Source organism: Patescibacteria group bacterium (genome assembly GCA_041661505.1).
GTDB lineage: Bacteria > Patescibacteriota > Patescibacteriia > Patescibacteriales > JBAZCA01 > JBAZCA01.
In genome coordinates this window covers 408,992-433,886 of record JBAZUF010000001.1, presented here as the reverse complement: position 1 = coordinate 433,886, position 24,895 = coordinate 408,992, and the positions used below count along the sequence as shown (strand labels likewise).

General features: G+C 45.4%; 24 protein-coding genes, 3 tRNA genes and 1 riboswitch. Of the genes, 12 read left to right on the top strand and 15 right to left on the bottom strand.

Annotated features, from left to right (window positions below; translation table 11 throughout):
- Positions 1 to 222: 222 nt before the first annotated feature.
- The gene (gene ychF, locus WC715_02220) at positions 223 to 1,281 is read right to left on the bottom strand and encodes a redox-regulated ATPase YchF (GenBank protein MFA6171256.1); all 1,059 of its coding nucleotides are present in this window, start codon (positions 1,279 to 1,281) and stop codon (positions 223 to 225) included.
- Between the two features lie 199 nt (positions 1,282 to 1,480).
- Between ychF and WC715_02215 the strand changes: the two genes are divergently transcribed.
- From WC715_02215 to WC715_02190, 6 genes are all read left to right on the top strand, one after another.
- On the top strand, positions 1,481 to 1,843 hold the full coding sequence (locus tag WC715_02215) for a hypothetical protein (GenBank protein MFA6171255.1): 363 nt from the start codon (positions 1,481 to 1,483) through the stop codon (positions 1,841 to 1,843).
- Between the two features lies 1 nt (position 1,844).
- Complete coding sequence (gene pilV / locus WC715_02210; GenBank protein MFA6171254.1) at positions 1,845 to 2,987, top strand: shufflon system plasmid conjugative transfer pilus tip adhesin PilV; 1,143 nt, start codon at positions 1,845 to 1,847, stop codon at positions 2,985 to 2,987.
- Positions 2,988 to 2,997: 10 nt separating this feature from the next.
- Positions 2,998 to 3,582, top strand: coding sequence for a hypothetical protein (locus WC715_02205; GenBank protein MFA6171253.1), 585 nt, complete (start codon positions 2,998 to 3,000; stop codon positions 3,580 to 3,582).
- 228 nt (positions 3,583 to 3,810) lie between these two features.
- Entirely contained in the window at positions 3,811 to 4,173 is a 363-nt protein-coding gene (locus tag WC715_02200) for a hypothetical protein (GenBank protein ID MFA6171252.1), read from the top strand.
- An 88-nt stretch (positions 4,174 to 4,261) separates the two neighbouring features.
- Positions 4,262 to 5,917 carry a hypothetical protein gene (locus WC715_02195; GenBank protein ID MFA6171251.1) on the top strand — a complete coding sequence of 552 codons (1,656 nt, stop codon included), beginning with the start codon at positions 4,262 to 4,264 and terminating at the stop codon, positions 5,915 to 5,917.
- An 11-nt stretch (positions 5,918 to 5,928) separates the two neighbouring features.
- Positions 5,929 to 6,507: a hypothetical protein gene (locus WC715_02190; GenBank protein ID MFA6171250.1), complete on the top strand. Its 579-nt coding sequence runs from the start codon at positions 5,929 to 5,931 to the stop codon at positions 6,505 to 6,507.
- Between the two features lie 106 nt (positions 6,508 to 6,613).
- On the opposite strand, the gene WC715_02185 is transcribed toward WC715_02190, so the two are convergent.
- The 4 genes from WC715_02185 to WC715_02170 form a co-directional block, all read right to left on the bottom strand.
- Complete coding sequence (locus WC715_02185; protein MFA6171249.1) at positions 6,614 to 7,627, bottom strand: glycosyltransferase family 4 protein; 1,014 nt, start codon at positions 7,625 to 7,627, stop codon at positions 6,614 to 6,616.
- A gap of 75 nt (positions 7,628 to 7,702) precedes the next feature.
- Positions 7,703 to 8,863, bottom strand: a complete 1,161-nt coding sequence (locus WC715_02180; protein MFA6171248.1) for a glycosyltransferase — start codon at positions 8,861 to 8,863, stop codon at positions 7,703 to 7,705.
- A gap of 32 nt (positions 8,864 to 8,895) precedes the next feature.
- The gene (locus WC715_02175; GenBank protein ID MFA6171247.1) at positions 8,896 to 9,732 is read right to left on the bottom strand and encodes an alpha/beta hydrolase; all 837 of its coding nucleotides are present in this window, start codon (positions 9,730 to 9,732) and stop codon (positions 8,896 to 8,898) included.
- Between the two features lie 15 nt (positions 9,733 to 9,747).
- On the bottom strand, positions 9,748 to 10,332 hold the full coding sequence (locus WC715_02170) for a DedA family protein (protein MFA6171246.1): 585 nt from the start codon (positions 10,330 to 10,332) through the stop codon (positions 9,748 to 9,750).
- Positions 10,333 to 10,523: 191 nt separating this feature from the next.
- Here WC715_02170 and WC715_02165 point away from each other — a divergent pair, with 191 nt between their 5' ends.
- On the top strand, positions 10,524 to 13,259 hold the full coding sequence (locus WC715_02165) for a S8 family serine peptidase (GenBank protein MFA6171245.1): 2,736 nt from the start codon (positions 10,524 to 10,526) through the stop codon (positions 13,257 to 13,259).
- A 150-nt stretch (positions 13,260 to 13,409) separates the two neighbouring features.
- Positions 13,410 to 14,177, top strand: a complete 768-nt coding sequence (locus tag WC715_02160; GenBank protein MFA6171244.1) for a hypothetical protein — start codon at positions 13,410 to 13,412, stop codon at positions 14,175 to 14,177.
- Positions 14,178 to 14,223: 46 nt separating this feature from the next.
- Here WC715_02160 and WC715_02155 read toward each other — a convergent pair whose 3' ends face one another.
- From WC715_02155 to WC715_02110, 10 genes are all read right to left on the bottom strand, one after another.
- Complete coding sequence (locus WC715_02155; GenBank protein MFA6171243.1) at positions 14,224 to 14,418, bottom strand: helix-turn-helix transcriptional regulator; 195 nt, start codon at positions 14,416 to 14,418, stop codon at positions 14,224 to 14,226.
- A 4-nt stretch (positions 14,419 to 14,422) separates the two neighbouring features.
- Positions 14,423 to 14,983, bottom strand: coding sequence for a DUF2178 domain-containing protein (locus tag WC715_02150; protein ID MFA6171242.1), 561 nt, complete (start codon positions 14,981 to 14,983; stop codon positions 14,423 to 14,425).
- A gap of 180 nt (positions 14,984 to 15,163) precedes the next feature.
- Positions 15,164 to 15,658 (bottom strand): GreA/GreB family elongation factor, encoded by a 495-nt coding sequence (locus tag WC715_02145; protein ID MFA6171241.1) that lies wholly within the window; start codon positions 15,656 to 15,658, stop codon positions 15,164 to 15,166.
- A gap of 505 nt (positions 15,659 to 16,163) precedes the next feature.
- Positions 16,164 to 16,237: transfer RNA gene (locus WC715_02140), tRNA-Asp, on the bottom strand.
- Complete coding sequence (locus tag WC715_02135) at positions 16,215 to 16,466, bottom strand: GIY-YIG nuclease family protein (GenBank protein MFA6171240.1); 252 nt, start codon at positions 16,464 to 16,466, stop codon at positions 16,215 to 16,217. Before WC715_02135 ends, WC715_02140 begins: the two co-directional genes overlap by 23 nt.
- On the bottom strand, positions 16,438 to 16,752 hold the full coding sequence (locus tag WC715_02130; protein MFA6171239.1) for a GIY-YIG nuclease family protein: 315 nt from the start codon (positions 16,750 to 16,752) through the stop codon (positions 16,438 to 16,440). Before WC715_02130 ends, WC715_02135 begins: the two co-directional genes overlap by 29 nt.
- Before the next feature lie 237 nt (positions 16,753 to 16,989).
- Positions 16,990 to 17,781 carry an RNA methyltransferase gene (locus tag WC715_02125; GenBank protein MFA6171238.1) on the bottom strand — a complete coding sequence of 264 codons (792 nt, stop codon included), beginning with the start codon at positions 17,779 to 17,781 and terminating at the stop codon, positions 16,990 to 16,992.
- 263 nt (positions 17,782 to 18,044) lie between these two features.
- On the bottom strand, positions 18,045 to 20,018 hold the full coding sequence (locus tag WC715_02120) for a VanW family protein (GenBank protein ID MFA6171237.1): 1,974 nt from the start codon (positions 20,016 to 20,018) through the stop codon (positions 18,045 to 18,047).
- Between the two features lie 45 nt (positions 20,019 to 20,063).
- Entirely contained in the window at positions 20,064 to 20,297 is a 234-nt protein-coding gene (locus WC715_02115) for a DUF3006 family protein (protein MFA6171236.1), read from the bottom strand.
- A 58-nt stretch (positions 20,298 to 20,355) separates the two neighbouring features.
- A complete protein-coding gene (locus WC715_02110; GenBank protein ID MFA6171235.1) occupies positions 20,356 to 20,826 on the bottom strand; it encodes an Hsp20/alpha crystallin family protein in 471 nt (156 codons plus the stop codon).
- A gap of 132 nt (positions 20,827 to 20,958) precedes the next feature.
- Positions 20,959 to 21,123: riboswitch (adenosylcobalamin (AdoCbl) riboswitch) on the top strand.
- An 82-nt stretch (positions 21,124 to 21,205) separates the two neighbouring features.
- Here WC715_02110 and WC715_02105 point away from each other — a divergent pair.
- From WC715_02105 to WC715_02090, 4 genes are all read left to right on the top strand, one after another.
- Positions 21,206 to 21,937 carry a DUF4430 domain-containing protein gene (locus WC715_02105; GenBank protein MFA6171234.1) on the top strand — a complete coding sequence of 244 codons (732 nt, stop codon included), beginning with the start codon at positions 21,206 to 21,208 and terminating at the stop codon, positions 21,935 to 21,937.
- Positions 21,912 to 24,059, top strand: a complete 2,148-nt coding sequence (locus WC715_02100) for a prenyltransferase/squalene oxidase repeat-containing protein (protein ID MFA6171233.1) — start codon at positions 21,912 to 21,914, stop codon at positions 24,057 to 24,059. The genes WC715_02105 and WC715_02100 overlap by 26 nt, the downstream gene beginning before the upstream one ends.
- Positions 24,060 to 24,147: 88 nt before the next feature.
- Positions 24,148 to 24,222: transfer RNA gene (locus WC715_02095), tRNA-Arg, on the top strand.
- 593 nt (positions 24,223 to 24,815) lie between these two features.
- Positions 24,816 to 24,886 (top strand) — tRNA-His (locus WC715_02090).
- Positions 24,887 to 24,895: the final 9 nt, after the last annotated feature.

Below are 24,895 nucleotides of genomic sequence, written 5' to 3'. Positions count from 1 at the left end.
TTTCTTCTTGCCCTGTTGCCTTGTAATGCCGTTATCAGCATTTTAGTGCCGGCCCCGGTTACTCCTGATGATATCATTTATTTGGGCAGGAGAAAGCTTTTTAGCGAGTTCATCCGCTTGCTTTCGCGTCATTTTAAGTGTTTTGCGTCCTGTTCGGTGGTCACCAAACCCCCAATTCTAACCTTCTTGTCTCTGGACATGACTTCTCCTTATCTAAATATATTATTTGTTAACAAGAAAATTACAAATATCCCCATCCTGGATGATATATTCTTTGCCTTCGGTCCGGATCCAGCCTTTTTCTCTAGCCTGCGATTCTCCTCCGGCTTCCAAGAATTTTCTATAATCCATAACTTCAGCCCGGACAAAACCTTGGGAAAAATCCGTGTGGATTACTCCGGCCGCCTGCGGGGCTTTAGACCCGCGTTTTACGGTCCAAGCCCGGGTCTCGTCCGGCCCGGTCGTAAAAAAAGTAATCAGTCCCAATAATTCGTAAGAAGCGCGGATCAGTTTATCGAGCCCCCGTTCAGAAATGCCCAATTCGCTCATAAATTCTTTTTGCTCGTCTTCGTTTAAATTAGCGATCTCTTCTTCAATCTTTGCGTTGATTTTTATTATTTGCCCGTCCCATTTTGACGTATCCACCGGTGCGTCATTATCCGTGTTTAGCGCGTAGATAATCGGTTTTAAAGTTAAGAGGCTAAGGGACTTAATTATTTTTTTCTCTTCTTCGTTCAGATCAATCTGCCGGGCCGATCGACCGGCTTCCAGTCCGGCTTTTATTTTTTCAAGGATTTGCTTTTCCAGGATCATGTCCTTATTGCCGCTTTTAGCTTCTCGTCCGGCCCGGTCGAGCGCTTTTTCAACGGTTTTCATATCGGCAAATATGAGTTCCATGTTTATAGTTTCCTGGTCGCGCTCCGGATCAATTTTTCCCTCAACGTGGATTATGTTTTCATTGTCAAACGCCCGCACCACTTCGCAAATCGCGTCGCATTCTCTAATGTGCGACAAAAATTGGTTTCCGAGCCCTTCGCCTTTATGGGCGCCTTTAACCAAGCCGGCAATATCGACAAACTCAATCGCCGTGGGGATAATTTTTTTTGGCTTTGATATAGCGGCAATCTCTTCCAGCCGTCCGTCCGGCACGCTAACTACCCCGACATTCGGGTCAATAGTACAAAACGGGAAGTTTTCCGCCGCTACGCCCTTTTTGGTTAGGACGTTAAATAAGGTCGATTTTCCGACGTTCGGGAGCCCGACGATTCCGATTGAAAGCATATTAATATTTTTCTAGTCCTTTTTTATGGCTAATATAATTTACTAATCCAGCTTAGCAGGGATTTTGCCTTATTTCAATATCTGCCCCCTCCCGCGTTTTCATTAAAAGTGGTAGAATATGTATAGCTTGGGCCTCGAAGAAAATTAAAGCTCATGCTTACGCCGCCGGCTTTATATTAAGAATTTTTAATATCCAGGCATGAATTCGAAAAAAGATATAATTTCCTTTTCAATAATTGCCGTACTATTAGTTGTCGGCGTGGCTTCATATTTTCTTTTTACTAACGCCGGATGGATGAACTCTAGCCCATGGGACAAAGCGCAAAATGAAAATACCAGCATACTCCCGGCGGATTTAATTGGCATTATCGAAAAGAAGAAAAATAACGAGCCGTTGTCGCCTGAAGAAGAGAACGTATTGGATGAGGTAATAAAGGAAAAAGTTAAAAAACGGGTAGGCGAGATCCAAAAAGCGGCCGAAGGAAGATCTTATACCCAAGAAGAACTTAATTTTATTTATAATCCAAGCGTGATAGTAAAAAATGAATTAGGGATAGATTAATATGAAAGCCCATAAATTAACAATTTTAATAATAGCTTCGGTAGTTATTACTCTTGGACTTTCAATTTCTCTTCAATCCCTTTTGGCCGCCTGGATTTCTCCTAAAGAGACCGCGCCAGACGGAAATATTTCCGCCCCTCTAAACACTTCTTCGGCTTTCCAGCAAAAAGACGGCGGAATAATTTTAAATCATACCGGCGCGGCCGCTTCGAGCGGCTTATTGGTTGAAAACGGCAACGTCGGGATAGGGACGCTAGCGCCTGGATACCGATTGGATGTTGTCGGGGAAATCCGCGCTCAAAACGCCTGGCTGCGAACTACCGGAACGACTGGCTGGTATAACGAAACCTACGGCGGAGGCTGGTATATGTTTGACTCAAACTGGATAAGAGCCTTTAACAATAAAAACGTATGGGTGGATAATGTCCTGGGCAGTAACGCCGGATTAACTATTGGATACAGCGGAGCTCTTCCGCCATCAAACGGAGCGATTATTGGCGGAAACGTAGGCATTGGAACAACTAATCCTGGGCAAAAACTGGAAGTAAATGGAAAGATAAAAATAACCGACGGCAATCAGGCCGCCGGAAAGGTTTTGACCTCGGATGCTAATGGAGTGGGGACTTGGCAGGCTTCAGGCGGAAAAGCAAGAAAATATTACGCTTCTTTCAGCGGTTGTGGCTCAAATCGGGAATTGTTTGGCGTTCGTACAGACGAAGACGAAGAAGATACGCATCTTAGCATAAATGGCGGCAATGAACGTAGCGAAGTAAAATTGTACTTTTGTATGGAATTGCTGCCGGAAGATTTATACAAAGGATACCACACAGAGGCCCAATGTACTGCCGCCGGAGGAACCGTGTCGGGTGATTACTGTATTTTCCCCAGCTACTGCGCTTCTGGCTGGACTTATGTGGCTAATTGGTCAACTACTTATCCGCACGTCTGTAAAGGCGAAGCGGCAGTTAATCCGACTGGAGGAATGTGCCCCCCCGCGGATTGTACTACCGGAAGCCATGGTTGGAGCAACACTCCCCTGGAAACTCGCGACTATGGCGACGCATTTTATAACGGGGAAACGTCGAGTTGTGATATCATAAATAAAACCTGCTGGGCGAATTTTGCTCAAACCCTCTGCTATTAACCTCGGAATTATGTTAAACAAAGAAAAAATCATTGTTTTACTTCTGATATTTAATCTGATACTTGGGGTGTCGGCTTTTGGGATGTCGTTTTATCTGATTAAACTGTCTAATGCAGGGAAGTTAAATTCAATCAAGCCGGCGGATTCAGTAAATGCAAATGACGAAGCAGTCAAAGCCGGATCTGTAATACCGGATATCCAGCTGCCGGAAGATATAGATATTCAAGAGCTTGACCCAGTAGCCGGGGAGCTCGCGAGCTCATTCGCCCAAGCCTATGGCAAAGCTACTCTAAAAGAGCTAGGTCCGAAAATGACGGAGGAGATGAAGAAAGAGGAAGAGCAAAAGGAAAAAATAATTAGCCAATCAAAAAATCCGGCCGGCCAATATACCACTACCGAAGTTTTATCCCAGCAGGTGATTTCACTGGATGACAGCGCCGGAAAATATCTTCTTATGTTTACCTTAGAGCGCCAAGAAGCCAAAGCGGGAGAAAAAGGCGGCCGGAAATTTAACCAAGACTTGCTTCTGACGATAGTCCGCGTTGGCAACGGATGGAAAGTGGATAATGCCGAATGGCAAGAAGAAAGCCAGTAATTTAATTTGAATAATAGCGGAAAATGATGGATTTTTACCGGATTTTTGGCATAGATAGGCGAGACGCCGCCGACAATAAGCCGTAGCACGTCCGGTTTTGCTCCCGGCCAAGGGGGTTTGTTTCCCTATTTATTATAAAAATGGTAAAATATATATTGTACAGTCCGAGGGGAGGGGCAGCCTCCGGCCCGCTAAGATATTGCGTATTCGCATTGTTATTACTAACGCATGGATCCAAAGAAAGCCATAGTGTATTTGTCAATTATTGCCGCGCTAATGATAATCGGCGCGGATCTGTATTTTTTCATTGATAAAACCAGATGGACAAATCCGGAAGCCAAGGCTCCAAATACGATGGAGAAGGCTGTAAGCCCCCGGGCTGATTCAAATGGCATAATTGAAAAGAAAAAAAATAACCAAGCGCTTACGTCCAAAGAAGAGGAAATATTGAACGCGGCTATAGAAGAAAAAATAAGAAAACGGCTTGATGAGATCCGAGTCGCGGCTAGCGGAAGAAACTACACCCAGGAAGAAATGGATTTTATTTACGACCCAAGCGTAAAAATTAAAAATGAATTAGGGATACGCTAAAACTATATCTGACCCCGGGAATTCGGGATCACTCATTCGCAAGGAAGCGGAAAAACGGGCTTTTACGCTTCCCGCGCTTATATCATTTATGAGGACTCATAAATTAGTAATCTTATTCGCCGTTGCGATAATAGTTACTCTCGGGCTTTCCATATCCTTCCAGTCGCTCCTTGCGGTCTGGATTTCCCCTACCGTAGGTCCTCCAGGTGGAAATATCGACACCCCGCTAAACATATCTACCACCTTTCAAACAAAAAACGGCGGCTTATCGTTAAACCACCTCGGCGCCCCCACCACCAACGGATTGTTGGTTGAGAACGGCAATGTCGGCATCGGGACGCTAGGGCCAGGGGCAAAACTTGAAGTAAACGGGAATATTCTTCTGTCAAATGACTATATTGATCTGGGAACAGTATCAACCGATTCTACGGCAGGTGTTTATTGGCATACAGGAGGATCCGGGAATGACTATGGAATATACAGATCATCGGGGGCTTGGGTGGCGCCGTACGCGCAATTAACCCTTGACTGGCCAACCGGGATTGTTATGAACCCGGGGATGGCTTACGGCAAGAGCTTTGTCGATATTCAAGGCGGCGGATTAAGAGTTACCGCCGGCAACGTCGGCATCGGATCGACGGCGGCGCCGGGCATCGCTTCAGGCGGCGACACCGGGGCAAAACTTGAACTTACAACTACTAGCGCCGCGGGCGCGGCAGGAAACGGCGCACTAAGATGGTACGGGAATAATGGAGGGTATGTTGGCTGGATCGCAAAGGCCGACGCGGTCATTGATACGAATGGCTGGGCCGGCGCAAGATTGTCTTTTACAACTCCGAACAGTTCCGGCAATCCGCTGCAAACATTAACAATGAAAAATGGCAATGTCGGCATCGGGACGCTAGCGCCTATATCGGCTTTGCATGTCTATTCGGCTACGTCAGGGATTATTACTGACTCCGCGGCCGCCGACCAGGCGAGAGTCGGCTGGGCAAAGGACGGAACTTTGAAATGGCTGGGGTATGTCGCCGGAAGTTCCAATGATTTAAATTTCTGGGACGGAACGGATAACCGGGTTACTTTCAAAAGAGGCGGCAACGTCGGCATTGGAACGACTGAACCGACAAAAAGGCTGGATGTTGCGGGAGCTATTCACGCGTCTGGCGATATTTGCACTGACCAGGGAGGCGGTAATTGCTTAAGCACTATCGCAAGCGGGGTTTTGCCGGTAAATTTTGTTTTCGCGCATGCTACAGCCAACCGGTGGGATCATTGTCCTGCTGGATATGTTCAACTCTTTTCTTTAAATCCTTATTTCATTGACGATGAAGGCGATTACGGCTACCTCGGTTTTTATTATAAGGGTGGAACTAGTGTCGGTGGTAACTATCTAGAAGTATGCAGAAAACTAAATCCCGATGAGCTTTACGGCGGGATCCACACCGAAGCCCAGTGCACTGCCGCCGGCGGAACCGTGTACTGGGCTGATTATTGCCTTTTTACTGGCTACTGCGCTTCAGGCTGGACTTATGTAGCCAACTGGTCGGCTACTTACCCCAATACCTGCACCGGCGCCACAGGGGATGGCTGTCCCGGGTCGTCTTGTTCTACCGGAAGCCATGGTTGGAGTAACACTCCCGCAGAAACTTGCACCTATGGCAACGGATATTATGAATATGACGTTGGCTGCAACACTTCTTATATTACCTGCACGGCGAATTTTGCTCAAACCCTCTGCTATTAACCTGGAAAATTATGATAAACAAAGAAAAAATTATTGTTTTACTTCTGATATTTAATCTGATACTGGGAGTGTCGGCTTTTGGGATGTCGTTTTATCTGATTAAACTGTCTAATGCAGGGAAGTTAAATTCAATCAAGCCGGCGGATTCAGTAAATGCAAATGACGAGTCAGCCAAAGCCGGCTCTGCAATACCGGCTGACCAGTTGCCGGAAGATATAGATATTCAAGAGCTTGACCCAGTAGCCGGAGAGCTCGCCAGTTCATTCGCTTCAGTTTATGGCAATGCCTCCCTAAAAGAGCTAGGTCCAAAAATGACGGAGGAAATGAAAAAAAGGGAAGCGCAAAAAGAGAAAACGCTTAGCCGGTCAAAGACCCCTGTTGTCCAGATTACTACTACCGGGATTTTGTCCCAGCAAGTGATCTCATTAGACGATAAAGCTGGCATGGATTTGCTTATGCTAACTACTGAGCGGATAGAAAAAAAAGATGGAGGCGACCGGAAATTTAGCCAAGGCTTGCTTCTGACGATAGTCCGCGTTGGCAACGGATGGAAAGTGGATAATGCCGAATGGCAGAAAGAAAGCCAGTAGCTTAAACGTGAACACTAATTAGTTAAAAGCCGGATCCCCTCCGGCTTTTTTGGTAATTGATAAGATTTTCCTTAGTGCTTCGCGTAGAACCCGAAAAGATACAAAGTTATTTTTTTAAAAGTAAGTCATAGACTTCTTTTAGCTTTAGCGCTAAGACGGATTTGCTTTTGGATTGGGCCAGTGCCAAGGCGCCAATCCCCAATTTTTTTCTCAAATCCTCATCGCGAAGAAGCTCGTTTAGATATTTAGAGAACTCATTGTCGTTTTTAGCCTTAAGGCAATTTTCTCCGTGCTTGAGCCAGCCCTCGTAAACCGGGATGTCGCGGACCAAAATCGGCAAGCCTAAAGCCGCCGCCTCCAAAATAACCATCCCCTCGTTTTCTTCATAAGAGGGGAAAAGGAAAATGTCCAGCGCGTTAAAGCCCGCCAAAATATCGTCGATAAAGCCGGTAAAATTTACGTTAGCGGGCAGTTCGCCCGGAAGGGATTTTACCATCAGGCGGTTATATTTTTTTCCAATCCAGATAAATTTATTTTCCTTAAAGCCTTCGGCCAGTTTTAAAAAGGTGTCCGTGCCTTTTCTCGGAATTATCAGCCCGACCGTACCGACAGCCAGCCGCCCATCCAGCCCGAATAACTGCCGGCCGGCTTTTCTTTTTTCTTCACTTTTATAAAATTTGGCCAAATCAACGCCGTTTGACTGGACGATTAACTTTTTTTCGGGCAAGCCGTGGGCAATCATCAGTTTTTTGGTATATTCTGAAGGGCAAAGGATTACGTCGGCGAGATTGTAGGCGTAAACGAGATATTTTTTTATTGCCGGGTAGATAAAGCGGTTGATTCTAAAAACGTGCTTGGCGTCTTCGGGAGATACATGCGCCCAGACTATGATTTTTTTATTGAGCTTTTTTGCCCTTTTCATTAGATATATGGATTTAAACCAGGGGGTGTTAATCTGCAGAATATCGCAAGACGGATCCCAGCGGCCACTAAAAGGGATCGCGAGATGCTTTAGCATGTCTTCCTGATTTTTATAGGAAGACAAAAGCCCGGTGCCGATTTTTTTGTAAAAAAGGCCGCCCAAAAAATTTTTAAACTCGAGGTAAAGGCAAATTTTCATAATTGATTTGAGCCAGGGAATGGCTAGACTTGCCAAGCCGCTTCCTGGTGAATGAAATTATATCATCAGATATAATTATGCTAATAAAGAAGAATAATGCCCGATTAATTTTTCCGTTATTATTTTATTGGAAAAACGAAGCGCGATTTCTCTCGAGTTTTGGGAAAATTTATTTTTAAGTTTCGAGTCCCTCATTATTAAAATAATTTTTTCCGCCATTTCCTCCGGTTTATCGGGCTTGGCTAAAAACCCGTTTTTGCCGTCATTAACAATTTCCGGCAGGCCTTCGGCGGAAACCGCGACTATCGGCAGGCCGCAGGCCATAGCTTCCAAAACCGATACTGGCTGGTTTTCGCTTTTCGACGCGGTTATAAAAACGTCGGCGGCTTGCAGGGCTTTTAATAGCTGGCCTCCAAAAAGATAACTGGTAAAGATTACTTTATCACCCAGCTTAAGCTTCTTGACTAACCGTTCCAGATTTTCCCTTTCCGGCCCGTCGCCGATTATCATCATTTTCGCATCCTCCAATTTTCCTGACGCAATAGAAAAAGCCTTGATAGCCTGATCGATGCTTTTTTCATAACTCACCCGGCCCATATAGGAAACCACTCGCCCGCCAACGCCAAACTCCTTTTTAACTGATTTTTTTTCTTCTTCAGTTGCGGCCGGCTTGAAAAAAACCGTATCAATCGGATTGGGTAAAACTAAGGAAGGCTTGGTTAAGCCGTTTTCTTTCAACTGGTCGTTTAAGACGCGGGAAGGGTTTAAAACAAGATCACAGCGGTTGTAAAAACCGGCGGTATACTTCCAGGAAAGTTTTTTCGGAATTTTATAATCCAGCTTAATGTGCTTTAGATAGTAATCGTAGAAGGTGTGATGGGTGCCGACTAGGGGAACTTTTAACAGCTTAGAGCAAAGCACCCCTTCCCATCCGGCCCCGAAGGGCGTCTGGACATGGATAATGTCCGGCTGGAATTTTTTCACTTTTTTTAAGGAAAAGCTCGCTGGCAAAGTTATCCGGTAGTCGCTGTAAGCCCAGAAAGGAAGGGAGGGAAGAAGGATGACTTTAAACCGGTTGCCTAATTTTCTGTTCAATTCCGCTTCCGGCTCCTGCGAAACCGTAAAAACCGCGACCTCATGGCCGGCCTCGCTCAAATTAACGGCAGTCTGCCGGGCGACAGAAGCAACGCCGTTTACCTGGGGAAAATATGTATCGCTAAAAATCGCTATTTTCATAATTTTGGCTGGCAAGTCTCGCAATTTTAAATTTATGATACGAAGTTTTCTTTTAAGAACCTTAAAATAATTTCCGCCACTTCCTCCTGCATGTCGGTGGCGATAAAATGGCTGGGATTATCCAGGGTAAAAATTTTTACTTTAGGAATCGCTTCTTTTATTTCTTTTAATTCCTTTTTAGTGAGAAAGGGGTCGTAGCTTGAATGGATTATCCAAACCGGCGCTTTTATTTCCTTAATTAAACTCCTTAAATTTAAGTTAATCATGTGGGATACGAGCCAGAGGTTGACCGACAGAGGCATGGTTTTAAAGCCTTTCCAGACCGTATCCCAATAGCTTTTTCCCTTCCAGGGCTCGTAATAAAGATATTTTCTGCGACTTTGCCAAATTAAGAGCCAGGCTAAAATATTAGTAATCAAATCGGCCAAAGGAGAAGCCCAGCTGGGTCCGATGAATTTCAGCGGCCCGGCGTGATTGGCGCTTACAAGTATAATCCCGGATACCATGTCCGGGTGGCGCAAAGCGAAATCAAGAGAGATAGAACCGCCGAAAGAATAGCCGGCTAAAATTATTCTAGCTAGCCCCTCTTTTTTTAGAATTAAGTCCAAATCCCGGCTTAAATTTTCGAAGTTATAAAGCGATTTCCTTTTTCTTTTATCAGAATGGCCGTGCCCGCGGATATCGATTAAGAGGCTGTTGAATTTTTCATTGTCCAAGGCGAGCGCCGCCGGAACCCAAGTCCGGTGATTGGAAGACAGGCCATGCAAAAATACTACAGTCGGCCGTCCCGGGTGGCGGCTGTTGGTAAAATAAAATATTTCCCCTTTTCCCGTTTCGATTGATTTTTTTACTAATTCATCCTGATTCATAAATTTTTCAGAGGCCTATAGGCGCGGCCAGAATTTTTTCGACCGGTAAAGGTAAAGGAGGATGGCGGCAATAAAGGCAATACCGGCGAAAACGGCAAAATAGTCCATGGCCGATCTTACCCGGGATATGGCCCTGCCGAAATAATAGCCGATTAATAATAGGAATAAAGTTTTCGGCAGGGTGCCGAGGATATTGTAGCCGATAAATTTCCAAAAATTCATTTTAGCCGCGCCGGCCGCGACTAAGAATACTCCGCCGATCCCATGGGAAATTTTTCCGGCCAGAAGGGTTTTTCCGCCGTGGTCTTCAAAATGCTTCTCCAGGCTTTCTACCTGGCTGATGTCAAATCTTAGCAATTTCCCAAAGCGTTTTATGATCTGGGCTTTGCCGTAAAAACCCAAGGCATAATAAACCGCGTCGCCGACAATGTCGCCTAAGGATAAAATGGCATAAGCCGCCCAAAAATCCATTATTCCGATAGCGGTAAGGCTCCCGGTAATTACGGTTATGATCGGGCCCTCAAAAATTGAAATCGGAAAAAGCAGCATGTACCTGTACTGGATTATGCTGGCGGTGATTTGCGATAAGGTAAGAAGCATGAGCTTTCAAGTAAATTTCTACACCGTTTTATTATAGCAGTAAAGCCGAAAAAAATGCAAAAAAGTGCCAAGATTTAATAGATTTTTTTATATTTTCCAGCCCGTCCTTAATTAAAAATTAATTATTTTGGGCGATAATTTAGTAATGAATTATACCAATCCGCGGGCTTTATTTCCATAAGACGAAACCCATGGACGCCGAAAAAAATTACAGTCTGAAAAAAAATTGGGCGATAATTTTTTTAGCCGCCGTTTTTCTGTTTGGGGGCGATTTTTCTCTGGCCGCCGCCCCTTCTGAAAGCAAAAATTATATCGAAGGGGAAGTGCTGGTTAAATATAAAGAAAGTAAAATTGATTTGGACACTCCTTCGGGCCAAACCGCGGCTTCGGATTTGGCCGGGGGAAAATTCCTTGCTCGAAACGGGGACTTGGCTGAAGAAAACAGCGAAGTTTTGAAGATTAAAGATAGTAAGTCTGTCGAAGAAAAAGTAGCGGAATTAAAAAAAGATCCGAATATTGAGCTGGCCCAGCCCAACTACCGATATCATCCGCTTTCAATCGATTCCAACGACCCTTATAAAGATTATCTTTGGGCCATAGAGAACTTCGGGCAAAACGTCGGCGGAATTTCAGGAATCGATGGCGCGGATATTAAGGCTAATGAAGCCTGGAAAATTAGCGAAGGACAAAACGGCGAAGCAGTCGTCGCGGTAATTGATACCGGAGTTGCTTATAATCATCCGGATCTGGCGGCCAGCATGTGGGACGGGACTGGCTGCGCGGACGAGAACGGTAATGCGTTAGGCGGATGCAGCCACGGCTATGATTTTGAAGATAATGACCGAACGCCGATTCCAACCGGAAGTTTCCACGGCACCCATATCGCCGGAATTATCGCCGCCGCGAAGAATAACGCCAAAGGCATAACCGGCGTCGCTCCCCGTGCAAAGATTATGGCCCTAAAAACTTCCTTTACCACGGCCGAAATTGTCAAAGCCATCCATTTTGCCAAACAAAATAACGCGAAAATTATTAATGCCAGCTGGGGCGACGATTTCCAAAACGGAGCCTATACGCACGATTGCCTGGACCAGTTTTTGTACGATGCCATCGCGGATTTCCCGGGAATTTTTGTCGTTGCCGCGGGAAACCAAGCCCAAAACCATGATTCAGGCGACTTCGGCTCAATGATTTACCCGGCCGGGTTCCGAGTCGATTCATCGGCCGGGCCGGGATTAAAAAACGTCATCGTTGTCGCGGCGACTGGCCAGGATGACAGCCTGGCTTCGTTTTCCGACTATGGCAATCTTTCGGTTGACGTCGCCGCGCCGGGAAAAAATATTTTTAGCACCATCGCCGGGTCGGCCTCTACCACGCCGTTTTCGGAAGATTTTCAAACCGCTAATCCGCCCAATTTGCCCGGCGGCTGGGAGGCGGGCGGAAATATGGGAATCTATGATATAGCGAGTTCTACAGACTTTGTTTTATTCGGAGACTTGCGGCAAAATCCATATGACGGCGATTCAAATTACTTTGCTTCCTCGCCGGTAATTGATTTAAACGGCGCCGCCGGAGCCAAAATTGATTTTTGGGCGGCTTGCGATACGGAGTACCGGACTGACCGCTGGACCGATTACATGGCTTTAGAAATTAGTTCTGACGGCGCTACTTTCCAGGAGTTTAACCTTATTCCGTCTTTTGGAAGCAAATTCGACGAACCGACCCTGGACATCCTAAATTCCGAATCGCCTCCGGATCCAGCCGGGAGCGCCGCCTACCATTTTAAAGACGCGATCCTTCCGGCTGGATTTTTAACTTCCAATTTTAGATTCCGCTTCCGCTGGGTTTCCGACGGGCAGGATAATGATTATGGGGGCTGCTATATCGATAACATTAAAATAATCAAAGAATTTTTTTCCGACGGATCGGATGAACAATACGGTTTTATGCAGGGGACTTCTACGGCCGCTCCGCAGGCGGCCGGCCTAGCGGCTTTGATTTGGGGTTATAAGCCCGGATTGGACGCGGACAAGGTTAAGGATTTAATTTTAGAAACCGGCGATTCTTTGCCGCCGCTTGACGGAAAAATTGTTACCGGCAAAAGAATAAACGCATTAAGCGCCTTAGAAAGCTTAGCCCCTCCCGTAATTTCCAATATCCAAATCGCGTCAACTACCGCGGACTCGGCAATCGTTGCCTGGCTTACTGACAAGCCGGCCAAAAGCAAAGTCGCCTATGCAACTTCGACTATAGATTTTGACAATTCGGTTTTTGACGGCCAGCTAACTGTCAGCCACAACAGCCTGCTCGCGAATTTGTCCGCGAGCACGACTTATTATTTTTTCGTTGAATCGGTTGATGAATACGGTGATATCGCGACGAGCTCAATTCAGGCGTTTACCACGCTCCCGCCGCCAGACATTGTTATTTCCCCGTCTTTGCCAGCCTCACCCTATAATGGAGGCGGCCGGCCGGCCCAAAGTCCAGACAGGGAAAGAGAAGGTTCTGGCGGGAGTGGAAGCGGTGATGATAAAACCAGAGGCGAGAATATTGCCGATGGAGCAAGCGGCAATAATAAGAGTAAAGCCATAGATAGCGCCGATCAACCGCTTCTAAAGCCGGAATTTATAGCCGCAGAAAAACCGGCGGCGGTTATATTGGGAGAAAAAATTAAAAAAGACCCTTACAAAGAGTCTGCCGCCAAAAAAATATTTAAAAAAATTTATAAAAGGAATCCAAAGCCCGGCGATTTGAGCGACGATGCCGCCGTTTTGATAATCGCCTATGGGCCAAAGCCGGGCAAGAGAAACCTGGGGAGCGAAGCCAGCTCGATAAAGACTTTTATGGCCGTCTATGGGCGCCAGCCAAAATCCTCTTTTGATTGGGACATAATTCACGCCATAGCCTACAGCGGATCAAAGAGGTAAGAGCGCTTTATTATTTATTCGGTTGGGAATAGCCGCCCCGCGGCGGCCGCTTGCTCAAGGGTTGATTTTTTTCTAAAATCTGCTAAGATACTTCAAGTTAGGGATAGCCCCAAAGGCTATTCTTTTTAATTGACTAATATTAGCCAATAAATGAAAAGAATAACTAACAGCGAGCGCAAAAGACGGCTTAAGAAAAAGAAGCTAAAAAACCGCAGAAAATCAAATAAAGCCGCTATTATAAGCGCATCGCCCAAGCCATCCTTAAAGAGAACTAATCTGTTATTTACCCACCTTTTGGCCGGTATTACGTTTTTTATTTTCTTTTCCCCGTTTTCAGCCGCTCCGTCTCCGGACGCCAATGGGATAGAAGGCGAGAAAGAGGTGGCTTTAGCCAGCACTTTTGATTCTGACCCCCAGGATGCCGATTCAACCGAGGACGGGCGAATTTCGGCGGCTGAAGCTGAACAGAAAAGAGCCGAGAAATTAAAAAGGGAAGTCCTTTTGATTATCAAAGGCACTCCTATGGAGGCCATGACCGATGAGATAGCTAAGAGAGACCGGGCTACCGCCGCTTATATAGTCGGCATCGCCTTAAAAGAAAGCGAGTTCGGCTTTCATGCGCCGAGAAAAAGCAACAATGTCGATTGCTATAACTATTGGGGATACCGCGGCCGGGAAAATCCGACTAGAAGCGGCTACTCCTGCTTTGACTCTCCCGCCCAGGCGATAAGCGTCGTCGGCAACCGGATTGACTCGCTCATAAAGCAAGGCGTAAAAAACCCGGCCGGGATGGTTGTTTGGAAATGCGGCTATAGCTGCAGAGGATTTGACAAGGCCAGCGTAAAAAAATGGATTAATGACGTCGGCATCAACTATTATAAGCTTAACCCGGCTGACGGGCTCGCGAAGAAAGATTAAAACTGAAAAATTATTGGAAAATAAATGCCTTAATTAAGGCGTTTTTTTATTTACCGAATATAAAAACGTCATCAATTTTCGCCTTTAGCGCCCGCGCCACGTCATGCGCCAATTTTAAGGAAGGATTATATTTTCCTTGTTCCAAAAAAATAATAGTTTCCCGCCTGACCCCGGCGATGTTCGCCAGTTCTTCCTGGGTGAGTCCGAATTTTTGCCTTAATTCCTTGATTCTATTAGTCATAAGATTATTGTCCGCTGGCTTTGCCACAGACCGAATCCGGCATCGGGGATCTTGGATGGCCGTGCTCAACCCATTGGCCGTTTACACAGATCCAGCCGTCTTCTCCGGAAAATAGCCTTAACCCGGCAACGGTAAAGATTAAAATCAAAACCGCGGCCAGGATAAAATATAGGGTTTTCCGTCCGCCGGTAAAGGATTTATTTAAATAGCTAAAGATCAAACCATTTAAAAGAAGCAGGGAGCAAATCGAATAGGCTAAGGCCGAACCGACGGCCTCAAAAATAGGGTTTTCGCTCCGGAGGGCCAGTAAAACAAAAACTGCTATTGAGCCAATGATGGAAAAGATGGTTAATGACCAGCGGGCCGCTTTGCCGGCAATCTCATAATCCCTCTCATCCGCCACTACTTCTTTTACCTGGCGGCGCATTATCAAAATTAGGGCCATGGCGATTAATACGCCCGCGGCCGCGAGATAAAAATTGTTGATGATTACCGCCTGGGCTACTAAGGCGGAGAGGATGGCGGCCACGACAATTTTTAGCGCCCGGAATTTTTTAAGAGTCATAGGTTTTTAAGGTTAATTATTTCTAACTATTTATATGTTATATTATTCTAACATTAATGTCAAGAGCCGGAGGTAATAAGCTGGCATGCCCTTTTTATGATAATATGCCCACTCCAGCAAAATAAAAAAACAGAGCCTTGAACTGGCCCTGTTTTTTTATGGTCTAGTCTTGAAACGTCCTTATTCAATTTTTAAAATCTCATATATTACTTCCTTTTCGGCTAAGCGCACTTTTACCCGGTCGCCGGCCTTGCGGCCTAAGAGCGCCGAGCCTATCGGAGAATTGCGGGAGATTATTCCCTTGTCCGGGTCAGTTTCGGAAGAGCCAAGGATTTTATAAATTTTTTCTTTCCCCCGGACTAAAACCGTTACCTTGTGCCCGGCCTCAATCCGAAAGTTATTTCTCGGGCTGATAATTATTGCCTGTTTAAGATGGTCTTCCAGCTCAATTATGCGCTGGTTTAAGCCTCGGAGGCGCCCTTTGGCAATCTGGTAAGCGGCGTTTTCCGAGAAGTCGCCGTTTAGGGCATGGAATTTTACTTCTTCAATCAGGGGCGGACGCGACTTTAACATGCGAACCAGTTTTGACTTGAGCTCATTATATTTTTCCTCGGTCAGATGGGGGTCTGGCTTTAGATGGGTATATTTTCCTGGTTTTCTAATTGGCACTCTCATGGTTTTAATTATAATGCTATTAAATATTTTGGCAACAAAAAAAGGATGCAAGGCGCTTTGTACGGTAAGGGACTTTTGGGTCCGTTTCCCGCAACTTGCGTGTGCCTTACATCTATTTGGTAATTTTTTCGGTTATAAAAAAACAACCCTTGCCGGAAAGAATAAAAATTCCGGCAAGGGTGTGGCCCGGGCAACGCCCAGGCTAATCATTTAAAGGTTCATGTAGGTCTGCCTGCGTTGCAGGCCAGACTCGCTACCGGCTTGCCGCCTACCAGTTCTGGTTCCTCGGCAGGCTGGGCCGCGACCGTCAAAAGGATCGCCAGAAAAATTACGATCCCAACAATTATGAGTCCCAAACTTGCGAAAAATTCTTTCACTCTCATGGGAGGAACTCCTGTGTTTGAGGTTTATGATATAAAAATGGCCAGCCGATTAGATTACCATATTTGTTCGTTATAGTCAATGACAACAAAAAACAGGCCATCAAGCCTGTTTAAAGTTATTGCGGAGCGGACGGGGCTCGAACCCGCGACCTCTGCCGTGACAGGGCAGCGCTCTAACCAACTGAGCTACCACTCCAGGTAGTTTTTATTTTTTCTTTGCCACATCCTGATTTCCAGTACTTTTCTTTTTGGCGTGCGTTTGTCCGGTTTTCTGCTTCCCCAAGAATTGCGACTTGGAAATTTCCTCTGTTTTTTGTGGATTTTGTCTTTCCACGTTTATGATCTTTTATTCGGGTTTCTAAATCAGACGTCATACCGACGTATATTCTGCCTGATTCAAATAACAGAGCATAAATATAGAACATAACAGGGCAGCGCTCCCTGCCTGCCGGCAGGCAGGTAACCAACTGAGCTACCACTCCAGGTAGTTTTTATTTTTTCTTTGCCACATCCTGATTTCCAGTACTTTTCTTTTTGGCGTGCGTTTGTCCGGTTTTCTGCTTCCCCAAGAATTGCGACTTGGAAATTTCCTCTGTTTTTTGTGGATTTTGTCTTTCCACGTTTATGATCTTTTATTCGGGTTTCTAAATCAGACGTCATACCGACGTATATTCTGCCTGATTCAAATAACAGAGCATAAATATAGAACATAACAGGGCAGCGCTCCCTGCCTGCCGGCAGGCAGGCAACCAACTGAGCTACCACTCCAGGTAGTTTTTATTTTTTCTTTGCCACATCCTGATTTCCAGTACTTTTCTTTACTTAACTCCAGCTTAATGATTTTAAGCTATGGTTAATGTCCTCTGAAAAATAAAAATATCCCTTTACGGGTCAAAAATATATTAACAAAGAAAGTGCTGTTAGTCAATTAATGGCGGAGGCAGAAGCTTAATCCCGCGTTCGCTGGCGCAAAGCTTCATAGACTATTACGGCGGCGGAAACGGAAACATTCAATGAATCGATTTTTCCGTACATGGGGATTTTAACTTTTTCATCGGCCGCTTTTAGCCAGGCGTCTGACAAGCCCCGGTCTTCGGTTCCCATTAAAATTGCGGTCGGTTTTTTTAAATCAATCTGGGTGTAAAGTTTCTTTGCTCCCGGCGTCGTAGCTATGAGGGAAATGCCTTTGGATCCCAGGAACGCAAGAATCTCGCCGCGCGAACCAGCCGCGACCCGCGTAGTAAAAATCGTTCCCTGGCTCGCGCGAATGACATTGGGATTATATAAATCGGTCTTCGGATCAGAAATCAAAACCGCGTCGACACCGGCCGCGTCGGCGGTCCGCAGGATCGCCCCGAGGTTGCCGGGCTTTTCTACCGCTTCCAAAACTATTACCAGTGGATTTTTTGAAAGTTTAATGCCGGCTAATGAAGGAGGGGTTAAGCGCAGTATTGCCAGGACGCCGTCCGGATTTTCGCGAAAAGAAATTTTTTCAAAGACCGACGGCGAAACCTCAATCAGTTTGTCTGGTGGAAGATTAAATATTGGCCTGCCCTTTAAAAATTCGGGGCAAAAAAAGAGGGAATCGATATTATGTTCAGCTTGCAAGGCTAAATTTAATTCCCGGTAGCCTTCGGCGACAGCCAAGGCCTTGGCTTCGCGCTCTTTGCGGCTTGATTTCAGCTTGATTATTTCTTTTATTTTCGGATTTTCCCGGCTGGTAATAATTTTATGATTCATATAAGAAAACATTAGTATTTTTCCTCTTGCGCTTGACAACCCCAAATATGTGTGCTATATTGGTAAGTTCTCGTGGCAATAGCGAAAACATTGCATTATAGCAAACAAATATATAGTAAAATAGTGTAATTAATAGTGCAAAGGCCGTATTAAGCGGGCCAGGCACGACAAGCATGGGGATTTTCTCGTCACGTTTACCCGGTTCTTTAACTGGGGAAATGGTGATGGAAACTTCTTGCCTGCCCGCTTAATCCGGCCTTTTTTTATTGGCTTGGAACTGGCGGGGTTTCCCCGGAAGAAGGGACGGCAGGTGCGGGAGTCTGGATAGTACTTGAGCCGGTGCTCTGGACGGCGGGAGTCTGGACATTTGCTTCGGCCGATAATTTTTCCACCCCTAAAAGGCAGACTGCCTGCCAGGGGCGATAATGGGAAGAAAATCTTTTTTCTTTTGCCTCGCCCGAAGGATAGATGACTTTATAATCAAAATAGGCGTCCGCGCCGTTATGGGCTTTTTCCGTGCACTTTTTTTCGCCCGGCTTTAAGTCGGTGGTTTCAACGATTTTCTGGGGCGCGGGTTTAACAATGTTGTAGATAACGGGCTTGGTCTTCGTAATTTGGCGGCCGTCTTTAGCTCCCCAGAAATCAAAATATAAATAATTGCCTTCAATGCGGGACTGGATAAGGATGTAATTTCCCGTGTCATTTAAAAATTTTAAATCCGGCGCCGGATCATAAATCGTCGCGTCAGTTCCGGCCGGCTCATAATACTGGACCCGGTAAGAATGGTTGGCGCGAGCGGTAATCGGCAGGCCCGAAGCCAAAGCGGCGCGGAAAACCGTTGTTCCGATTTGGCACAGCCCGCCGCCGTATTCGGGAATGGTTTTGTTGCCTTTGATTACCAGCTCGGTGAAATATCCGGTAGTGCCGTCAATTTTGCCCAAAGCTTTAAGCAGTGAGAATTCTTCGCCCGGGCGGATTAATACTCCATTTAACTTATTGGCGCCGGTACGGATATTTTTTCTCCGGTTGGTCGGACTTCCGGCAAAATTCGATTCTCCGATTCCGACAATTTCTTTTATCCCGTATTCGTTTACGCTTTCTTGGCTTAAGCCGCTTTTGGTAACCTCGACCGCCAGCTCGACTTTATTATTTTTTTTGATAGCCAGCTCAAATTCTATTTTAGCCAGACTTTTTTCCAGGTCTAATTTTTGTCCGTCGTTTGATCCCTGGAATTCGGTAACGGCGCCATTCTCGATTTTAAACCTGGCATCCTGGGCCGCGATATCGATTTGCGGAGATACGTTTTTTTCCAGGTATTCCCTGAACTTATCTTCATCGATTCCAACCTTAATCTTGCTTAAAGCTGTATTTTCGCATTCCGCCGGATTGGCCTGGCAGTAAGCATAATCCTTTTTCAAGGCAAGGAAGCCCGCCAAGTCCTCTTTCGCGATTGGCCATTTTTTGTCCTTGCAGGTTAAAGTCAGCGGCGCCAGGCCGATAATGCTTTCCGCGCGGTTAATGGCGTCGCTTTCCAAAACTTCGCTATAGCTTACTTCGGGACTGGCAACTTGGCTAATTTCGACTTCAATCGGGGAGAAATTGGCCCGCCTTAAATTGCTTTTTAAAGAATTTAAAGCCTTGTCATAATTTACCAGCTGGCCGGACTGCTCCCGGGTAACGGCGAACGCCCCGTTTGCGTATTCAAGGCCGGCGCTTTTAGCCTGGACTTCTAGGGGAGTGAAGCCGTTTTCCAAAAGCTCTTTTATCTTTTCATCATTAGTTTCGACGGCTAAAAAAACTCTTTCCCCGTAAACCGCGGCGTTTAAGATATCTAAAAGGCCGGAGAAGAAGCTTGCCCCTCTTCCGTATTGGAAAATATTTTTTGAGGTCGCGTCAAGATCGAGACTGATTAAGTTAACGGCAATATCGGCGCTTTCCGCCAATGCCGGGTAAACGATAACTTGGCCGTTTCCGCGATAAAAAAGAATGCCGTTTTTATCAATCTCGGAAAATTTTTCTGCCAGGATGGAATTAACCTCATTTTGGTTTTTTCCGCCCAGATTAATATTGCCGGCGTAAACCCCGGGGTAGGCCTTGCCTTTATACTGGCTTTGAAAAATGAAAATAGCGGCGCATAGAATCCCCAAAAAAACTAATAAAGCAATAAAAAAAACGACTGCTAAACTAAGCAATCTGTTCTGCTTCCAACTGTCGAATTTGGCGGATAAGCTCGGCATTGATTTTGAAACAGGCTTCTTTCCCTTTTTTCCGGCCCGACGGCCTTAATTGTCAGGGCTTTCTTCTTCCAGATTTAAAATCTCATTTAAAACGTCTTTGGCCTTTTTTCTCTTTTCCTCCTCGGCTTCTTTCAAAGTTTTTAAGTCAAAATTGATCATCGCCCCCTCGTTTGCCGCTGGCAGAAGGCGGCGGGGAAAGGCTACCGTCTCTTTTCCGTCTTCGGTTTTTAAAATGGCTTCTTCCCCCTCGAAGCGATCGATTATGAAAATTATTTTCATGCCTTTAAGATTAGCCGGTATTTTCCCGTATCGCGGATTTTCCCCATCCGAAAATTCATTATAATATTTCTTTCACCTTAACCGAAATCTGCTTCATAGTCTTAGCCTTAGGCAAGACAATGGTAAGAATGCCGTTTTCCAAAGTAGCTTCGATTTTTTCCGCTTTTACTTCCACCGGCAAAATTACCGAGCGGGAAAAATTGCCCCAGTAGCATTCCCGGAAAAGGTAATTTTCTTCCCGGACAGTTTCTCCCATTTCCCGCCGTCCGCGGATGGTCAGCATATCATTGTTGATTGAAATGTCAATATCCTGGGGTTTTACGCCGGCGATGGTCGATTTTACTACGATATTTTCCGGAGTCTGGTAAACATCAATCGAAAGCTGGCCCTCGTCAAATTCTTCACCCAGCCATCCGTCTTCTTTGGCGCCTTCTTCGCCCCATTCCCCGGCTTCGGTTTCTCCTTCGGCCAGGTTGGTTATTTCAATTGCGTTATTGAGACCCGCTAATTTTTTGAAAAGATTAGCCATAGTTTTATTGCCGGGTTAGTTTTTTTAAGTTTTGCCTGCTTTCATTATATTATTTTTTTACGGTAGTAGCAAGGGGCAAGGGGGGGGGTCTAAAAGACTAAGGCGATGCGCAATTGTTGACTGGCCACTTTTAATCAGATATAATTAGTGCATAGCTTTGGGAAAGTCCCGTGAAAATCGGGCGCTGTGCCGCAACTGTAATTTTTGTTCCGCGCTATTTAGGCGAAGAACAAGGAAAGCCAGAACACCAAGGCCTAAAATAAATATTTTCTCTTCGAGCAAAGAGGAAAATAAATTCAGGCCTTTGTTTATTTTTTAGTTCAAGCTTTGGCTTTACAACAGTTGAATTTATTTACCCGCTCGAAAGGCGGGTTTTTGTATGATAAATTTTTCCAAAAAATTTAGAATGATTGTGTTGGCGGCTTTTTTCGTCTTTTTATCCTTAACGTTTATTGGAAATGCAGGCTGGCTGGATTCGGACGCCAATAAAGAACTGCCGGTCTCGGAAAAAATAAGCGGCGATTCTAATCTGGCCGCCGAAGAAAGCGCAGAGCCTCAAGGCAGTGTTTCGGAAGATGGTTTGGGATTAACCGATAATCCGGGGTTGAATGGTTATATAGAGAAGAAGACCTCGGCCGATTCTGACAAATCGAATAATCTGCCAAAAAAGGAAGTGGCGGGCAATAAAATTGGGTCAGATACGGGTTCCGCGGCGGTTAATCAATCTGTTTCGGCTGTAAATGAAACTGTGCCAGGCGGAGATGGCGCTCGCGAAAAGGAAGTAGAGATTGTCCAGTCAGAAAACATGTATCCGGCCGCGCTTTATATTGGCAGTGAAAAATTCGGCGCCTCGGTTTTGCCCAGAAGTACGGTTTATGATTTAATGGACAGCCTGAAAAATAAGGGAGCGCTGTCGTTTAGCGGGAAAAATTATTCAGGAATCGGGTTTTTTGTTGAAGAAATAAATGGAATAAAAAATAATCCCAAAACCGGAGAGTTTTGGATTTACTATATTAACAACAAGCCGGCTAACGTTGGAATTTCAGGGTATGAATTAAAGCCCGGCGATGTAATCAGCTGGAAGTATGAAAACGCAGAAAATCAGTTTTAAAAATTCAGGAATTATTATCCTGGCCGCGCTTATCCTAGCCGCGCCGTTTGGCGTTAGCGCCGCCACTATTCATTTAAGAATGGAAACCGCGGGCGAGAGCTTGTTTAATGGAGATATAAGCGTTTCCCCCTGCAAAGAAAGTCCGGACGCGGAGACCGAAACCTTAAACGCCAAGTGCGCCATAGAGCAATCGGGGCTTTTGAATAATTTCAGCTATTGGGGCAGCGACGCTTTTTTAAATTCAATCGGAACTTATGAAAACAATAAAGACGGCAACGGAATCTATTGGTCCTATTTTTTAAACCTGGACTATGGCATGCTAGCTTTAAACAAACAGATATTAAGCGAAAATGATTCTTTGCTCCTTGTTTATGATACAAACCCTTTAAAAATTGAAACTTCCACTACAACGCCGACGGTCGGCAGTGAGGTGGAGATAAAAGTTTATCAGTTTGGCTTGGACGCGGACTGGAATCCGGTTTGGAGTCCGTCCGCGGGCAGTAAGGTTTTGGTGGACGGAGCGGAAAATGAAGCGGCCGACGGAGGCTATAAATTTACGGCCGCTACAACAACTCCTTTAACTGTTTACGGAAAAAAACCGGGGTTTTTAGACAGCCCGGCCATAGTAATTAGCGGGCATGAGGCACCGGCCGAAGAACCAGTACCTGAAGCTGTTCCGATAAACAGCGGAATTAACGGCGGCGGGGGATACTTTTTGCCCTTGGAAAAAGCTTTTGATCTGGGAAAAGCCATAGAATTTTTAGCGAAGAATCAAAAGGAGGATGGGTCGTTCGCGAGTCCCATGATTACCGACTGGGCGGCGATCGCCTTTAGCGCTTACGGACCGGGAGAAAATTTAGAAAAAATAAAAAGCTATTACCAGGGCGCGTCGGATAGCGGTTTTGGCTTAACCGATTATGTCCGGCGGGCCATGGCTTTAATGGCTCTAAATATTAATCCTTACAACGGGTTAAAAATCGATTACATAAAAAAAATAACCAGCCAATTTGACGGCGTCCAGTTCGGCGATCCGGATTATAATAATGACGATATTTTCTCCCTCTTGGTTTTGGAAAATGCCGGGTTTGGCGCGGGCGATGAAATAATCGCCAAAGACGTAAACTATATTTTGTCAGGACAAGACGCAAGCGGCAGTTTTGGCGGAGTCGATCTGACGGCGGCCGCCATCCAGGCCTTGCGTCCGCTTTCCCAGGACGCGAAAATAGGCGAAGCGATAGCCAAAGCAAAAAGCTATCTGGCTGCGAGCCAAAAAGAAGACGGCGGGTTTGGCAACAGTTTTTCTACCAGCTGGGTTTTGATGGCGATAAATGCTTTGGGCGAGGATGCTGGTGGCTGGGCAAAAAACGGGAGCGATCCGAAAGATTTTTTAGCAGCCTTGCAGGCGGCTGACGGAGGGTTGGAAAAAGAAGACGCGCCGTTAGATACCAGGATCTGGGCGACGGCCTACGCGGTTCCGGCGGCTTTAGGGAAAGACTGGAATTCCTTAATGAATGATTTTTCCAAAGTCGAGGGCGTGAAAAATGAAATTCCGGCTGGAGAAAGCGTGAACGAAGAAAAAATAGAGGAAGGCGGTAAGGATAAAGAAAAAATTGAAGAGTTTGTCAAAGACGATAAGGATGATAGCGAAAAAAATGCTGATAAAAACGTTAATGAGGAGAAAAAGAATGAAGACCAGGCGAGCGAAGAAAAAGGGGAGGTGCTGGGAGTGAAGGTTGATTATTTGGAAAATTTTTCGGCGGCGGAAAAAGAAGAAATTTTAAAATCGTATTTTGACGCCTTTGGAAAAAACCCGGAGAGCGAAAGCGAATGGGAAGACGCGCGAAAAATCGCTAATGGCCGCTGGCCGTCCCAAAGAAATCCGGAACGCGAAGAGGCGGTAAAAGCGGATTTTGTTAAAATCTATCACCGCCAGCCAAACATGCTGGACTCTTACGATAACGCCGCCATAACTATCATGGCTTACGGCCTCCGCCCCCAAAGGGATGTTTTAAAGGAACAGGCGGCTTTAAGTACCTTTGCCCAGGTTTACGGGAGGTTGCCGATAAATTACCAGGATTGGAGTATAATCCGAGCTATAAGCTATTCGGGCGCCAGCCGATAAAGTTGACATATTGGCTAAAATTTATTAAATTATTAAGTAAGAAGATGCCTTTTAGGCAAGCGGGGCTAAAGCCCTTTTCTTTTGTTAGGCGCCCATAGTTCAATGGATAGAACACCAGCCTTCTAAGCTGGATATGTTGGTCCGATTCCAACTGGGCGTACCAGGCGCTGATTGGTTTTAAGTAATAAGGAGGTTGATATTCTGATTTTGATGGTAGTTGATAGAAGCAGACCACAATTCGTTCATTTTACATTATTATTACTGCTTGGTATAATTTAATTATGCCAATAGTTAAATGTAAAATTTGCGACAAAGAATTTTACTCAAAGCCTAATCATCAAAAGTTAGGATGGGGGAAATACTGCTCCAGGAAATGCAGTTCATTAGGAGTCAGGAAGGGGAAATATGTAATTTGTGGAATTTGCGGAAAAGAAGTTTGGAGAATGCCCAGGCATCTTAACGGATCGAAAAGCGGTAAGTTTTTTTGTTCCAAATCTTGTCAAACTAAATGGAGAAATGTATATTACTCCGGCGAAAATCATCCGCTATGGCAGGGTGGCACGTTTATTTATAGGAGTCTATTAATAAAAAGTAAAGTACGGTTGATATGCAAGAGATGCGGAACAGAAGATAAACGGGTTTTAGAAGCCCACCATATTGACAGTAATAGAAAAAATAATACGATACAAAATCTTGTATGGTTATGCAGAAACTGTCATCATTTAGTACATAACCATAAAGAAAAATTGTAAAATGGTGAGATTGGTGAAGTGGTATCACACTAGCTTGTGGCGCTAGCGTTACGGGTTCGATCCCCGTATCTCACCCAATGTTAG